Raw genomic sequence first — 14,682 nt, forward strand, 5'->3', positions numbered from 1 at the left:
GGACTAATGGCATCCCGCAGGACAGCCGCGCAACCGGACCGCGCGCCCACGCTGACGACCGTGTGGCCGGGCAACAGTTACCCGCTTGGCGCCACCTACGACGGCGGCGGCACGAATTTCGCGTTGTTCTCCGAGATCGCCGACACGGTCGAGTTGTGCCTGATCGACGAGCAGGGCGTGGAGACCTGCGTCGCGCTCGACGAGGTCGACGGATACGTCTGGCACGCCTACCTGCCGACCGTGAGTCCCGGGCAGCGGTATGGATTTCGGGTACATGGGCCGTTCGACCCGGCAGCCGGGCATCGATGCGACCCCAGCAAGCTGTTGCTCGATCCCTATGGGAAGTCGTTCGACGGTGACTTCACCTTCGGCCAGGCGCTGTTCTCCTATGATCTGGCCGCCGCTGCTCAGAACCCTGCGGAGACCGGCACTCCCCCGATGGTCGACTCGCTGGGCCACACCATGACCAGCGTGGTGATCAACCCGTTCTTCGACTGGGCCTCCGACCGCGCGCCTCGCACCCCCTACCACGAGACGGTGATCTACGAAGCTCACGTCAAGGGCATGACCCAGACGCATCCGGGCATTCCGCGCGAATTGCGGGGCACCTACGCGGGGCTGACGCATCCGGTGATCATCGACCACCTCAAGTCGTTGAACGTCACCGCGATCGAGCTGATGCCGGTTCACCAGTTCCTGCACGACCACCGGCTGCTGGAGTTGGAGCTGCGAAACTACTGGGGTTACAACACCTTCGGGTTCTTCGCTCCGCACAACCAGTACGCGGCAAACCGCCAGGCCGGCGGCGCGGTGGCCGAGTTCAAGACCATGGTTCGCACCTTCCACGAAGTCGGCATCGAGGTGATCCTCGACGTGGTCTACAACCACACCGCCGAAGGCAACCACCTCGGCCCGACCATCAACTTCCGCGGCATCGACAACGCCGCCTACTACCGGTTGGACGACGACGACCCGAGGTTCTATAAGGATTTCACCGGCACTGGCAACAGCCTCAACGCCCGCCACCCACACACCCTGCAGCTGATCATGGATTCGCTGCGCTACTGGGTGACCGAAATGCACGTCGACGGGTTCCGATTCGACCTGGCATCCACGCTGGCCCGCGAGTTCTACGACGTCGACCGATTGAGCGCGTTCTTCGATCTGGTTCAGCAGGATCCGGTGGTCAGTCAGGTCAAATTGATCGCCGAGCCGTGGGATATCGGCGAAGGCGGCTACCAGGTCGGCAACTTCCCGGGTTTGTGGACCGAGTGGAACGGGAAATATCGCGACACTGTGCGTGACTACTGGCGGGGCGAGCCCGCAACCCTGGGCGAGTTCGCTTCCCGGCTGACCGGGTCGTCGGACCTCTACGAGGCGACCGGGCGGCGACCCAGCGCCAGCATCAACTTCGTCGTCGCCCACGACGGGTTCACGCTCAATGACCTGGTGTCCTACAACGAGAAGCACAACGAAGCCAACGGTGAGGACAACCGCGACGGGGAAAGCTACAACCGGTCGTGGAACTGCGGCGTCGAAGGCCCCACCGACGATCCCGACATCCTCGAACTACGCGCGCGGCAGATGCGCAACATCATGGGCACGCTGATGTTGTCGCAAGGTACGCCGATGATCGCGCACGGCGACGAGATGGCCCGCACCCAACAGGGCAACAACAACGTGTACTGCCAGGACTCCGAGCTGTCCTGGATGGACTGGTCGCTGGCGGACAAGAACGCCGACCTGCTGGCGTTCACTCGCACGGTGACCGGCTTGCGCACCGAGCACCCGGTGTTTCGTCGCCGCCGGTTTTTCGCAGGCCAACCGATCCGCAGGGGCGACGAAGCGCGCGACATCGCGTGGCTGACCCCGGCCGGCCAGGAGATGACCCCGGAGGACTGGGACAGTGATTTCGGCAAGAGCATCGCGGTTTTCCTCAACGGCGACGCGCTTCCCGAGCCCGGCCGCCGCGGCGAGCGCGTGGTCGACGGCTCATTTCTGTTGTGCTTCAACGCCCACGACCATGTGGTGGACTTCATCATGCCCCACCAGGACTACGCACAAGAATGGACGGCAGTGCTGGACACCACCGATCCCACCGGTGCAGTGGAGCTGGTCGTGACCGACGGGGATGAGATCTCATTGCCGAGCCGTGCTCTGCTCGTCTTGCGTAAGACGCTGTGACGCATGACTTCTCCGGTGCTGTCCACCTACCGGGTGCAACTGCGGGGCGCCTCGAGCGGGTTCGCGTTCACCTTCGGTGACGCGGAGAACCTGCTGGACTACCTGGGCGACCTCGGGGTGTCGCACGTGTACCTGTCGCCGATCATGACCGCAGTGCGCGGGTCAGCGCACGGCTACGACGTCACCGATCCGACCACTGTCTCCACCGAACTCGGCGGCGCTGAGGGTTTGGCCCGGCTGTCGGCGGCAGCAAAGAAGCGTGGCTTGGGGCTGATTGTTGATATCGTGCCCAATCACGTTGGGATCGACCAACCGCAGCAGAACCAGTGGTGGTGGGATGTGCTGCGGAACGGGCGGTCATCGGCCTACGCGGCATTCTTCGATATCGACTGGCAGCTCGACGACGGACGGATTGTGCTGCCCGTCTTGGGTTCTGACGACGACATCGCCGACCTGACGGTGGACGGCGAACTGCTACGGCTGGGCGACCTGGTTTTCCCGATCGCACCCGGAACCGGCAACGGCAGCGGTCCCGATGTGCACGACCGCCAGCACTACCGACTGGTCGGCTGGCGGAACGGAGTATGTGGCTATCGGCGCTTCTTCTCGATCACCTCGCTGGCCGGACTTCGCCAGGAAGACCCTGCGGTGTTCGACGCCTGGCATGCCGAGGTCGCCCGCTGGGTCGGTGATGGACTGGTCGACGGCGTACGCATCGACCACCCCGACGGATTGTCCGACCCGGCTGGGTATTTGAGCTCGCTGCGCACGCTGCTCGGGCCCGACGCCTGGATTGTGATCGAGAAGATCTTAGCCGCCGACGAAGCTTTGGAGCCGACCTTGCCGGTGGCCGGCACCACCGGTTATGACGTGCTGCGAGAAGTTGGCGGCCTTTTCATCGACCCGAAGGGGGCGCCCGCGTTGACGGCGCTCGTCGAATCGGCCGGGGTGGACTATCAGGCCATGCCGGCACTGCTGCGGGAACTCAAGGCCGCCGCGACCACCGACACACTCGCCAGCGAGCTGGCCCGACTGCGGCGCTGCATCGTCGCCGCCACCGGTGCCGACGATCCGCAGGTGCCCGACGCGGTAGTAGCGTTACTCGGCCACATTGACGTGTATCGAACCGATTACCGCGGCTTGTCGGCGGTGCTGCCTGCCGCTCTTGCCGAAGCCGCAGCCGGCGCACCGGAATTGGGGCCGGCGCTGCAGCTGATCGCGGCCGCGATAGCCGACGGCGGTGAGCCTGCGGTGCGGCTTCAGCAGCTGTGCGGCGCGGTCACTGCCAAGTCAGTCGAAGACTGCCTGTTCTACCGGGATGCTCGGCTGGTGTCGCTGAACGAGGTGGGCGGCGACCCGCAGCGGTTCGGCGTGGGCGCCGCAGAGTTTCACCACAGCGCCGCCACCCGCGCCCGGCTGTGGCCGCAGACAATGACAGCGCTTTCCACCCACGACACTAAACGCGGCGAGGACGTCCGCGCCCGCATCGGTGTGCTGTCGCAGGTTCCGTCGCTGTGGGCCGAGTTTGTCGCCCGCTGGGAGACCGGCACGCCCTCCCCCGACCCGGCAACCGGACTGTTTCTGTGGCAGAACATCTTCGGCGTGTGGCCGGCCGACGGCGAGGTCACCGACAGCTTGCGTGAGCGACTGCATGCCTATGCCGAGAAAGCCATCCGGGAAGCCGCATGGCATACCTCCTGGCACGATCCGGATGCCGACTTCGAGAGCGCGGTGCACCACTGGCTGGACGCAGTGTTGGACGGGCCCGCAGCTCGCGAACTGACCAGCCTTGTCGCCCAACTCGGATCGCATGCCGACAACGACGCGGTCGCGCAGAAGTTGCTGGCCCTGACCGTCCCCGGTATCCCAGACGTCTACCAGGGCACCGAGCTGTGGGACGACAGCCTGGTCGATCCGGACAACCGGCGCCCAGTCGACTACACCGCGCGACAGGCAGCCCTTAAAAGCCTTGACCACCCGAAGATCAAAGTTGTTGCCGCGGCGTTGCACCTGCGGCGGAGCCGGCCGCAGACCTTCCTGCATGGCGGCTATCACCCGGTGCTGGCCACCGGGTCGGCCGCTGAACACGTCGTCGCGTTCCTGCGTGGCGACGATGTACTGGTGGCGGTCGCCCGCTGGACGGTGCATCTGCAGGACAGTGGGTGGGGCGACACGGTGATACCGCTGCCCGACGGCGACTGGACCGACACACTCAGCGGCACCGCGCACAGCGGAGCGACGATCGCCGAGGAATTATTCGCCGAACTGCCCGTGGTGCTGTTGGAGCGCGCGGATGCCTGATCACGAATTCGCCGTCTGGGCACCGAATCCTACGCGAGTGCATCTCGATATCGACGGTGCGACGTACCCGATGACCCCCTACAGCGACGGTTGGTGGCGTCTCACCGTGGAGACTGAACCCGATGCGCGCTACGGCTACCTGCTTGGCGACGACCCCCTGGTGCTACCCGATCCGCGGTCGGCGCGCCAGCCGGACGGCGTGCATGCCCGCTCTCAACTATGGGACCCAAGCGCTGCGCATTGGAGCGACGGCGACTGGACTGGCCGATCGGTCGAAGGCGCGGTGATCTACGAGCTGCACCTCGGAACATTCACGGCCGAAGGCACTTTCGACGCAGCAACCGACAAGCTGGACTATCTGGTCGATCTCGGCGTCGACTTCGTCGAACTGATGCCCGTCAACGCGTTCTCCGGCAGCCACGGCTGGGGATACGACGGCGTGCTGTGGTATGCGGTGCACGAACCCTACGGTGGCCCCGACGGGCTGGCGCGGTTCGTCGACGCCTGCCACCGCCGCGGCCTTGGTGTGCTGATCGACGCGGTGTTCAACCACCTCGGCCCGTCAGGCAACTACCTGCCGCGCTTCGGCCCATACCTGTCGTCGGCCAGCAACCCGTGGGGCGAAGGAATCAACATCGCCGACGCCGACTCCGACGCGGTCCGCCGATACATCATCGACTGCGCGCTGCGCTGGATGCGCGACTTCCACGCCGACGGTCTCCGTCTGGACGCCGTGCACGCGCTGGTGGACACCACCGCGATCCACATTCTCGAGGAGCTGTCGACCGAAACCGATGCGCTCGCCGAGCAACTCGGCCGCCCGCTGTCGCTGGTCGCGGAAAGCGACCTCAACGATCCGCGGCTGATCACTCCACGCTCAGCCGGCGGCTACGGGATCACCGCACAATGGGACGACGATATCCATCACGCGATCCACGCCGCGGTGTCCGGTGAGCGCCAGGGCTACTACGCCGACTTCGGGTCGCTGGCCACGCTGGCGCAGACGTTGCGGCACGGCTTCTTTCACGCCGGCACCTATTCGTCGTTTCGCCACCGTCGGCACGGTCGGCCACTGGACACATCGGAAATTCCGGCCACCCGCCTGCTGGCCTACACCTGTACCCACGATCAGGTCGGCAACCGCGCCCTCGGGGACCGCCCGTCGCAGAACCTGAGCTTCGGCCAACTAGCTGTCAAGGCTGCCCTGGTCTTCGGATCTCCGTACAGCACCATGCTTTTCATGGGTGAGGAGTGGGGCGCCTCAACCCCGTTCCAGTTTTTCAGCTCCCATCCTGAACCCGAACTGGCCCGCGCTACCGCCCAAGGACGCAAGGCCGAGTTCGCCGAGCATGGCTGGGATGCCGACGACATTCCCGACCCGCAGGACCCGCAGACATTCCAGCGCTCCAAGCTGAATTGGAATGAAGTCGACAACGACGAGCACGCCCGGTTGCTCGGCGTCTACCGAGAATTGATCGCGTTACGGCGCAGCGAATCTGACCTGACCGATCCGTGGCTGGCCGAGCTGAGTGTCGACTACGACGAAGCGGCCCGCTGGATCGTGATGCGCCGCGGCCGGCTCGCCATCGCGTGCAACCTCGGCATCGAAGCGACGCGAATTCCCATCACCGGCGAGGTGGTCCTGGCCTGGGACCCGCCTCAGGTGGGCAACGACACCACCGAGTTGCCTGGGCATTCATTCGCGGTACTGCGCTCGGTGGATAACTGACTACCGCCGACGGCGGGCGCCGCTGATGATTCGCAGATGAGTCAGCACGCGCCAACGCCCATTCCGCCTATCGAGACCGCCACGGACCCGGTCTATTCGGCCGACGATCTGCGCCAGCGGTGGTGCGCGCTGATGGGACCCCTGGGATTTGGTGAGCGGTTGTTGTGGTTCGGTTTCGTCGGGTCGGATCGTCGGCTGACCAAGATGCTCAACCAAACCTCGATCGGTCCGCGACCACAGGCGCGATTTCTGAAGAACTTCATGTCGGCACTGCGCACACTGCTCGACGACCTGGCATCCGGTTCCACGGTCGCGTTGCTGATAGCGGGGCCCGGGCGAGGTCCGATTTCGGCCGCCGACCGGGTCTGGTCGAAGTCGTTAATCGCCATGGCCGAACGATGCGATGTACCGCTTGAGCCAATCTTTCGTGCCAACGATGAGCTACTACTGCAGATCGAGCCGGCCTGAGATCGGCCTACGCGCGTGAGCCTGACCGGCGCCCGATGTACCGGATGCCGGCGAGCTGCGGCATGCGGGACCGGTTGAGCACCTGGCGCCTCGAACCTGCGCGAACGCGGTGGCGGTATCGAGCGAGTTCGCGCTGGACCGAGGGCGCGAGCAGCGGGCCCAGCACTGCGCCCGCGCCCAGCGCCAACGCCAGTCCTGCGGCCATCCCGAGCGTGCCCCCCGCCGTCGGCTGCGCGTTGACCAATTGGACAAAGCCCCGGTAGAGGGTCAACCCGGGAACCAACGGCACGATGCCGGCCATGATGATCACAAGTGGGGTGGCCCGCAGCCGGGGCGCGAGCAGGGTGCCGACCAGGCCGGTGGCCGCCGCAGCCACGAACGAGCTCGCGATGCTGTTGACGTTGATGAGTTGCAGCCCGAAGAACAGCAGCGTCGCGATTGCCCCGGCGATGCCTGCCGCCAGCGCCGCGCGGATCGACGCGTAGCCGGCGATCGCCGCCGCGGCAGCCCCGATCGCGCCCGCCACCATGTACACCGGCACGCTCAGCGCGGCGACGACCGGCATGTCGGGGATCACCTGGACGTCGACACCGGCCGCGCGGCCGATCCGCACCGCGATCGAGACGCCGACCAGGATGCCCGCCGACGAGAGCAAAATGTCCATCATCCGAGACACGGCGGTGAGCTGGTAGCCGGTGATGGCGTCTTGCACCGAACCGACGGTCGCCAGCCCTGACAGCAACACCACAATGTTGGCCGCGACCACCGGTGACATCGGGGTGTCGTCGGGCAGCCAACCGGCCGCATGAAGTCCGATGGCCACGCCGGTGGCCACCGCCGCCGCGACCACCTGCTGGAACAGCAGCGGCAGGTGTCGGCGGTTGAGGAAGCGACCGACCCGGTCGATCAGCGCAGTGGTCAGCGCCGAGATCACGGCCACCAGCGGCCCGGCACCGATCAATACGGAGAAGCCGCCGGCCATCACCGCCCAGCCCACGGTGGCTACCCAGCGTGGATAGGGATGTGCAGCCTCCGCCAGGGTGTCCAGCTGCCGCTGCACCCACTCGGGCTCCGGTGTGGCGTCGACGACGTGCTGGGCGAGATCGGTGGTCAGCTGGAGTCGGGTGTAGTCCAGCGAGCGCGATTGCACCAGATACATCGCGCTGACCGGCGCGCCCGGCACACCCCGGGGGACCGAAACCGTGATCGAGTTCGCGGTGATGTCGACCTGCGTCTGCGGGAGGCCGTAGGCAGTGGCTACCGCAGCGATGGTGGAGGTTACGTCCGCCGTTCCCGCCTGCGAACCCAGCAGCAGCTGGCCGAAACGCAGCGCGATATCAAGAATTCTTCGGACCCCGCCCTCCTCCATGCCGGGGCTTTTCCTCTCATCTTCTGCCGTGCGAGGGTCTGCGTCCTCTGCTGTCGAGATTGCCGGCGTCATTGCCCTCCTTCGTCGCGTCGTACCACTGCCATCAAGGCTCCGGACCTGGGTTCCCACCTTGCGCAGGAAGGAATCCACGCGCGCGTCCACAAGCCGTCGCTCCGGTCGCCGAAAGGATGTGAGAGCTGGGACGACGCGCCCGGTTACAGCAAATACCGATAGGCCGGAGACCCAGGCTCGAGGCATTCGAAATGGATGTCGGTGGCGCGCATCCTGGTCAACAAACCGTCGAAGTTGGCCGCCGATCCCAGCTCGACGCCGACCAGCGCCTCACCGGTTTCGCGGTTGTTGCGCTTGACGTACTCGAACAGCGTGATGTCGTCGTCGGCACCGAGCACGGTGTCGAGGAATCGGCGCAGCGCGCCGGGCTCCTGCGGAAAGTTGACCAGGAAATAGTGCTTGAGCCCGAGATGAACCAGCGAACGCTCCAGCACTTCCCCGTAGCGGGAGATGTCGTTGTTGCCGCCCGAGATCAGGCACACCACCGTCGAGTCCGGTTCGACGTCGGCCTCCAGCAGGCCGGCCACCGAGAGCGCGCCGGCGGGCTCGGCAATGATGCCCTCGTGCTGGTACAGGTCCAGCATGGCGGTGCAGACCGCGCCCTCGTCGACCGCCGTGATCGACACCATGTCACCGGCGGCGGCCAGCGCGGCGTAGGTCAGCGTGCCGGCACGGTTCACCGCGGCGCCGTCGACGAACTGGTCCACATAGTCCAGCGTCACCGGCTCACCGGCGGCCAGCGCAGCCATCATCGCCGCAGCACCCCCCGGTTCGACACCCAACACGGAGGTGTTGGTCGTCCGCTCCGCCAGGTAGCTGGTGATGCCGGCGATGCATCCGCCCCCGCCGACCGGGACCACCACCAGGTCCGGCTCACCGTCAAGTTCGGCGAGCAATTCGACCGCGATCGTCCCCTGCCCGGCCATCGTCCGCAGGTCGTCATAGGGCGGGACGAGCGTCGCCCCGGTGCGCGCCACGTCGCTCAAGGCGGCCGCGGCCGCCAGGTCGTAGGTCGACCCGCCCACGATCAGCTCGATGAAGTGCCCGCCGTGGTAGCGGATGCGGTCAAGCTTTTGCTTGGGCGTCTTGGCCGGCACATAGACGCGGCCATGGATACCCAGGGCGCGGCACGCGAACGCGAAACCCTGCGCGTGGTTGCCCGCCGACGAGCACACCACGCCCGCGGCGGTCTCCTCCTGGGACAGTTGCACCAACAGGTTGTAGGCGCCGCGCAATTTATAGGAACGGACCGCCTGCTGATCTTCGCGCTTGAGGTAGACCGTCGCGCCCGTTGCCGCCGATAACCGGTCGCTGAACTGCAGCGGCGTCGGCGTGACTACGCCGGCGATTCGATGTGCCGCCGCCTCGATGTCCGCTGCTGACAGCAGCGGGCAATTCTGGGCGCTAGGCCTCTCGGCCGGTTCGGCGGACACCGATCAATGGTGCCATGCGGTTGTTTCTGGCGGGCGCGCCGGCTCAATCCACCTGGGTGAGGACAAACACCGGAATTTGCCGGTCGGTCTTGGTCTGGTACTTGGCGTAGTCGGGCCAAGCCTCGACGGCGCGCTCCCACCAGGCGGCCTTTTCATCCCCGAATACCTCGCGTGCCTGGTAGTCGGCGGTCACTGTGCCGTCTTGCAACTCGACGCGCGGATTTTTCTTGACGTTGTAGTACCACACGGGGTTCTTCGGGGCGCCGCCCAGCGAGGCGACGATGGCGTACTCACCGTCGTGTTCGACGCGCATCAGCGGGGTTTTGCGAAGTTTGCCCGTCTTTGCTCCGACTGTGGTGAGCAAGATGATGGGCTTTCCCTGCATCTCGGTGGCTTCGGTTCCGCCCGACGCCGCGAACTTGTCGGCTTGTTCTCGGGACCAATCGAGCGGGCTGGGTGCATATTCACCTGAAAGGGGCATGCCGACCAGCTTAGAGGGTGGCAGCTCAGGACGTGTTTCGGCTAGCCGAAAACTAGAGTGCCGGGTATCCTGAACCTATGACCACGTCCCAGCACGTCGACGCGCTGACCGATCGTAAGCCGGCCGGGGTGCTGGTCGCCGGTGTGCCGTGGCCCGCCCACAAACTGGTCGCGCTGCTCGCGGGGCTGGCCACGTTGCTGATCGTCGGAGTGCTCACCGCCAGCGCGGCGCCCTCCGTCCTGGCTGCCGCAGCCGTGGCCGTCACGGCCGGACTGATGTCCAAGATGGTTTTGCGCGCCTAAGGCCTCACGCCGGTTGCGTTGCCGACGCAGCCTTGGGTTCGTGCACGTCCGGTCCCGGCTCGCCGGCGTACAACTCCTCGATTTCGGCGGCATACCTGGCGGCGATCGGCCGTCGTTTGAGTTTCATCGTCAGGGTGATTTCCTCACCCCCCGGCTCCCACAGCGTCGGCAGCACCCGGAAGCGCTTGATCTGCTCGACGCGCGAAAGTTTGGCGTTACCCGCGGCGACCCCGGCCGCGATTCCTGCAATCACCTTCGGGTCGGACGCGAGAGCCGCCGGCGAGGCATCGGCGAGCCCGTGCTGGGCCGCGTAGGGGCCGACCGAGTCGGCGTCGAACACCATCAACGCGGTGTTGTACGGTCGCCCATCGCCGATGGTGACCATCGCGCCGACCATCGGGCACGCGGCCAGGATCGCGTTCTCGATATTGGCCGGCGACATATTCTTGCCGGCCGCGTTGATGATCAACTCCTTCTTCCGGTCGACCACCCGCAGATAACCCTCGGAGTCCACGTCGAGAATGTCACCGGTGTGCAGCCAGCCGTCGGCGTCTATCGCGTCGGCGGTCTTCGCCGGCTCTTTGCGATAGCCCTTCATCACCAGCGGGCCGCGCACCAGGTATTCGCCGTCTTCGGCGATTTTGGATTCCAGCCCGGGAAGCAGCTTGCCGACGGTTCCCAGCCGCCCTTCCCGAGGATGGAAAACACTGGCAACACAACTCAACTCGGACATGCCCCATACCTCGGCAATCGGGATGCCGATTCCGGAGAAAAAGCCGAGGGTCTCCTTCGGGATCGGCGCCGCCCCCGACACCGCCCACCGCAGCTGGTCCAACCCGAGCTTGGCGCGCAGCTTGGACAGCACCAGCTCGTCGGCGGTGTCCCACTCTGCCGCCACGTCATCGGGCACGGGGTCTCCGGCGATCAATGCCGCAGCGCGCTTCCCGCTCACCGCCATCGCCCACTGCAACGCCTGCCGCCGCTCCTCGTCGGGTTCATTCGCGACGGCGAATTGGATTGCGGCCTTGAGCTTTTCCCATACACGCGGCACGGCGCCCCAAATGGTCGGCCGAACATCGGGCAATGCTGTCGCGATGGCACGGGCGTCGGAAACCACGGTGATCTGCGTACCGAACATCTCTTGGTTGTAGAGCGCCATCATCCGGTCGGCGATGTGCGCCGAGGGCAGGAACGACGTGATCCGGTCGCCGAATTCGACACCGAGAACGGTGTCGAGCGCTTGGCCTTCAAAGAGCAGGTTGGCGTGTGTCATCTCCACACCCTTGGGGTTGCCGGTCGTGCCGGACGTGTAGATGAGCGTGACGATATCGTCGGGTTGCACTGCGCGCCACGTCGATTCGAAGTCGAAATCGTCGGCGCCGGCGGCGTACAGATCCTCGAGAGACAGCGTTCCGTCCGGCGACCCGTCGATGCACACAATGTGCTCGATGGGCGCATCGCTGGCGTGGATTCGCTCGACGTACTGCGCCTCGCACATCACCACCTTGGTTCCGGCGTTGCCGAACAAGTAGGTCAGCTGTTCGGCGGGCAGGGTGTTGTAGACCGAGAACGACGTGGCGCCGACGTGCTGTGCGCCCACCTCCAGCGGGTAGAACTCCACCCGGTTGGCCATCATCAGCGACACCGTGTCGCCGCGGCGCACCCCCAGCCCGGCCAGCCCGGCCGCGACCCGGCGCACCTGCGCCGCGTACTCGCGCCACGTCATGGTGTGGGTGTCGCCCGGGGTGCGAAGCGCGACGGCGTCGGGGTCGATCACCGCCGTGCGCTGGAATGCTTCTGGCAGGGTGGTCGGACGCTCGTCCGTGGTCATATCGGTTCTCCTCCTTGGATGCTTAGCGGCGGCGGACCCGGTCCAGGTAGGCCCCGGCGGCTTTCCGCGACTCGGAATCGTGCAATGCGGTGACCAGAGCGTCGGCGTCACTCCAGCTTCGCGCGGTGGCGACCATCCCGTCGGCCACGGCGTTGGTGTGGCGCTTTGTCGAGGCGAGCGTCAGCGCCGACTTGGGAAGCAGTTGTTGCACTAGTTGTTCGACCTCCTCGTCGAGATCGGTCTCCGGCACCACACGGTTGAGGAATCCGGCCGTCTTGGCCTCATCGGCTCCAAATGGTCGACACGTCATCACCAGTTCCTTGGTCAGCGCCGGCCCGATCTCGCGCACCAGCCGCGGGATGCCGCCCCAGGCCAGTGGAATGCCCAGATCGACCTCGGGTATGGAAAACCGGACCGAGTCGGCCGCCACCCGCAGGTCGCATGCGGCCGCGAGGACCAGTCCGCCGCCGACACAATGACCATGCAACCGCGCGACGGTCACCGCGCGCATCGCTTCGACGGCATCGGCCATCCGCCGCCCGGCGTCGGCGGCTTCCCGCGCGGCACCGGCCCCGTCGGCCGGATCGGTGAACGCCGCCAGGTCCGCCCCGGCCGAAAACGCGCGACCATTACCGCTGACGACGACGACTTTGACCTCAGGCCGTGCGTCGAACCAACGGGCGGCGGCGACCAGTTCGTTCAGGGTCTGCGTGCCAAGCGGGTTGAGCTTCGCCGGCCGGTTCAACGTGATCGAACCGCGTTGCCCATCAGCCACCACCTCGACGGTCGTCGCGTTGTGGGCTTCCATGCCTCCGACCGTAGGTCGCCGGGCAGAGCGCGGTGCCCAAAATCGACGTATGTTCTAGAGACTATGGCCATGGCAGCAACCTTGATCACCGGTGCGAACGTGTGGGACGGGGTGTCGGACGCCGCAGCGCCGCAGCACGTGCTGGTCGCCGACGGCCGCATCCAACGAGTCGAGGAGACGATCGACGCGCCTGCGGACGCGGAAGTGCTCGACCTGTCCGGGCACACCCTGACCCCCGGCTTCATGGACTGCCACACCCACGTGACATTGACACCGCCGCTTGGCCCGGCCACGGCCGTCGACTCCAGCACCGCAAAGACGTTGAAGTCGCTGCCGGTGCTGCGGGCGCTGCTGCACAACGGCTTCACCACAGTGCGCGACCTCGGGTGTGGCGATCTCGACTACCCGACGGTCGACCTGCGCAACGCGGTAGCGGCCGGCATCATCGAGGGACCGCGCATGCTGGTGGCGCCGCATATGATTTCGGCGCGCGGCGGCCACGGCGATTTCAGCGGATTCCTCGCCGACGAATATCAAGGCTGTTCGCGACCATTGGAATTGGCGGCCGCCGATGGCGCCGACGAGATTCGCACCCGGGTCAGGCAGGAGATCCGCGCAGGCGCGGACTGGATCAAATTCGGTGCGACCGGTGGCTTCGCCTCGCCCTCCGACGATCCCGGCCACGCCACCTACAGCCAGGAGGAGATGGACATCCTGGTCGCCACCGCGGCCGACCTCGAAATCCCGGCTACCCCGCACAGCTACGGCGACGACGGCATCCAGCGAGCAGTCCGCGCCGGGGTGCGCAGCATCGAGCACGGCAACCTCGCCTCGGCCGACACCTTGCGGATGATGGAGGACGCCGGGGTTTTTATGGTGCCGACTCAGTACGCCATCGTGTCCGGTGCCCGGCGCGACGAAAACGACCCGTTATTGGCCGCCCTTCCCGAGTACGCGTTACGCAAGTTCCGAAAATACCGCGGCCCGTTGCTGGATGCTGCCGATCGGCTGGCCGGCAGCAACGTGCGGATCGCGTTCGGCACCGACGCCGGCATGTTTCCGCATCACGAGAACTGGCGGGAGTTCCCGATGATGGTGTCGACCGGCATCTCGCCGTTGCGTGCCCTGCGGGCGGCCACCAGCGTTGCGGCCGAACTGCTGCAACTCGACGACCTCGGTGTGATCGCCGAGGGCAAGATCGCCGACCTGATTGCCATGCCCGGCGACCCGTTCGCCGACATCGAGGTCACCGGTCAGGTCGACTTCGTCATGAAAAATGGTGTGATTCACAAACATCCGGGTAAGGCGCTGTGAATCCCGCAGGTACACGCGTCGATCGACGGGCAGGTGCAGCGCATGCCCCATTCGATGACCGCTCGCGCTCGCGCGAGCGAGGCCAGCTGGGCGTCGATCTCGGCGAGTTTGGCCTCCGCGAGGGCCCGGCTGACCGGACGTCCCGGCGCGTCGTCGGCGAATAACAGCTGTATCTCGTCGAGCGCGAATCCCGCGGACTTGCACAGCCGGATCACCTCGAGTCGGGCCAGCACCCCGTCGTCGTAGCGACGCTGACCGCCCACCCGAACCGGCGCCGGAACCAGACCGATCTGCTCGTAGTAGCGCAAGGTGGTCGCCGCGACACCGGCTTCGCGAGCCACTTCTCCGATCGTCAGTGCTGCCGCCATCGAGCCTCCTGATATTCACGCT

General features: G+C 66.2%; 12 protein-coding genes. 6 read left to right on the plus strand and 6 right to left on the minus strand.

The window, feature by feature from the left end; all coding sequences use genetic code 11:
• Positions 1-6: 6 nt before the first annotated feature.
• Genes glgX through AC5Y42_RS13720 form a run of 4 tightly spaced genes read left to right on the plus strand, consistent with a single transcriptional unit; the run spans position 7 to position 6,682 of the window.
• Positions 7-2,184 carry a glycogen debranching protein GlgX gene (gene glgX / locus AC5Y42_RS13705; protein WP_499898831.1) on the plus strand — a complete coding sequence of 726 codons (2,178 nt, stop codon included), beginning with the start codon at positions 7-9 and terminating at the stop codon, positions 2,182-2,184.
• A 3-nt stretch (positions 2,185-2,187) separates the two neighbouring features.
• Positions 2,188-4,485, plus strand: coding sequence for a malto-oligosyltrehalose synthase (treY, locus tag AC5Y42_RS13710; RefSeq protein ID WP_499898832.1), 2,298 nt, complete (start codon positions 2,188-2,190; stop codon positions 4,483-4,485).
• Entirely contained in the window at positions 4,478-6,214 is a 1,737-nt protein-coding gene (treZ, locus tag AC5Y42_RS13715) for a malto-oligosyltrehalose trehalohydrolase (RefSeq protein ID WP_499898834.1), read from the plus strand. Before treY ends, treZ begins: the two co-directional genes overlap by 8 nt.
• Positions 6,215-6,250: 36 nt before the next feature.
• On the plus strand, positions 6,251-6,682 hold the full coding sequence (locus tag AC5Y42_RS13720) for a hypothetical protein (RefSeq protein WP_499898835.1): 432 nt from the start codon (positions 6,251-6,253) through the stop codon (positions 6,680-6,682).
• 7 nt (positions 6,683-6,689) lie between these two features.
• On the opposite strand, the gene AC5Y42_RS13725 is transcribed toward AC5Y42_RS13720, so the two are convergent.
• The 3 genes from AC5Y42_RS13725 to AC5Y42_RS13735 all read right to left on the minus strand — a co-directional run bounded on the left by AC5Y42_RS13725 (position 6,690) and on the right by AC5Y42_RS13735 (position 10,037).
• The gene (locus tag AC5Y42_RS13725) at positions 6,690-8,123 is read right to left on the minus strand and encodes a threonine/serine exporter family protein (RefSeq protein WP_499898837.1); all 1,434 of its coding nucleotides are present in this window, start codon (positions 8,121-8,123) and stop codon (positions 6,690-6,692) included.
• Between the two features lie 143 nt (positions 8,124-8,266).
• Positions 8,267-9,556 carry a threonine ammonia-lyase gene (gene ilvA, locus AC5Y42_RS13730; protein ID WP_499898839.1) on the minus strand — a complete coding sequence of 430 codons (1,290 nt, stop codon included), beginning with the start codon at positions 9,554-9,556 and terminating at the stop codon, positions 8,267-8,269.
• 43 nt (positions 9,557-9,599) lie between these two features.
• Positions 9,600-10,037: a nitroreductase family deazaflavin-dependent oxidoreductase gene (locus AC5Y42_RS13735; RefSeq protein ID WP_499898840.1), complete on the minus strand. Its 438-nt coding sequence runs from the start codon at positions 10,035-10,037 to the stop codon at positions 9,600-9,602.
• Between the two features lie 77 nt (positions 10,038-10,114).
• Here AC5Y42_RS13735 and AC5Y42_RS13740 point away from each other — a divergent pair, with 77 nt between their 5' ends.
• Complete coding sequence (locus AC5Y42_RS13740) at positions 10,115-10,339, plus strand: hypothetical protein (protein WP_499898842.1); 225 nt, start codon at positions 10,115-10,117, stop codon at positions 10,337-10,339.
• A gap of 4 nt (positions 10,340-10,343) precedes the next feature.
• Here AC5Y42_RS13740 and fadD11 read toward each other — a convergent pair whose 3' ends face one another.
• A complete protein-coding gene (fadD11, locus tag AC5Y42_RS13745; RefSeq protein ID WP_499898843.1) occupies positions 10,344-12,170 on the minus strand; it encodes a fatty acid--CoA ligase FadD11 in 1,827 nt (608 codons plus the stop codon).
• A 22-nt stretch (positions 12,171-12,192) separates the two neighbouring features.
• Positions 12,193-12,978: an enoyl-CoA hydratase/isomerase family protein gene (locus AC5Y42_RS13750; protein ID WP_499898845.1), complete on the minus strand. Its 786-nt coding sequence runs from the start codon at positions 12,976-12,978 to the stop codon at positions 12,193-12,195.
• A gap of 69 nt (positions 12,979-13,047) precedes the next feature.
• Between AC5Y42_RS13750 and AC5Y42_RS13755 the strand changes: the two genes are divergently transcribed.
• A complete protein-coding gene (locus tag AC5Y42_RS13755; protein WP_499898846.1) occupies positions 13,048-14,292 on the plus strand; it encodes a metal-dependent hydrolase family protein in 1,245 nt (414 codons plus the stop codon).
• Here the strand turns inward: AC5Y42_RS13755 and AC5Y42_RS13760 are convergent.
• On the minus strand, positions 14,265-14,660 hold the full coding sequence (locus AC5Y42_RS13760) for a MerR family transcriptional regulator (protein WP_499898847.1): 396 nt from the start codon (positions 14,658-14,660) through the stop codon (positions 14,265-14,267). The genes AC5Y42_RS13755 and AC5Y42_RS13760 overlap by 28 nt on opposite strands.
• Between the last annotated feature and the right edge of the window lie 22 nt (positions 14,661-14,682).

The sequence above is a fragment of the Mycobacterium sp. NGS48 genome (genome assembly GCF_059812585.1).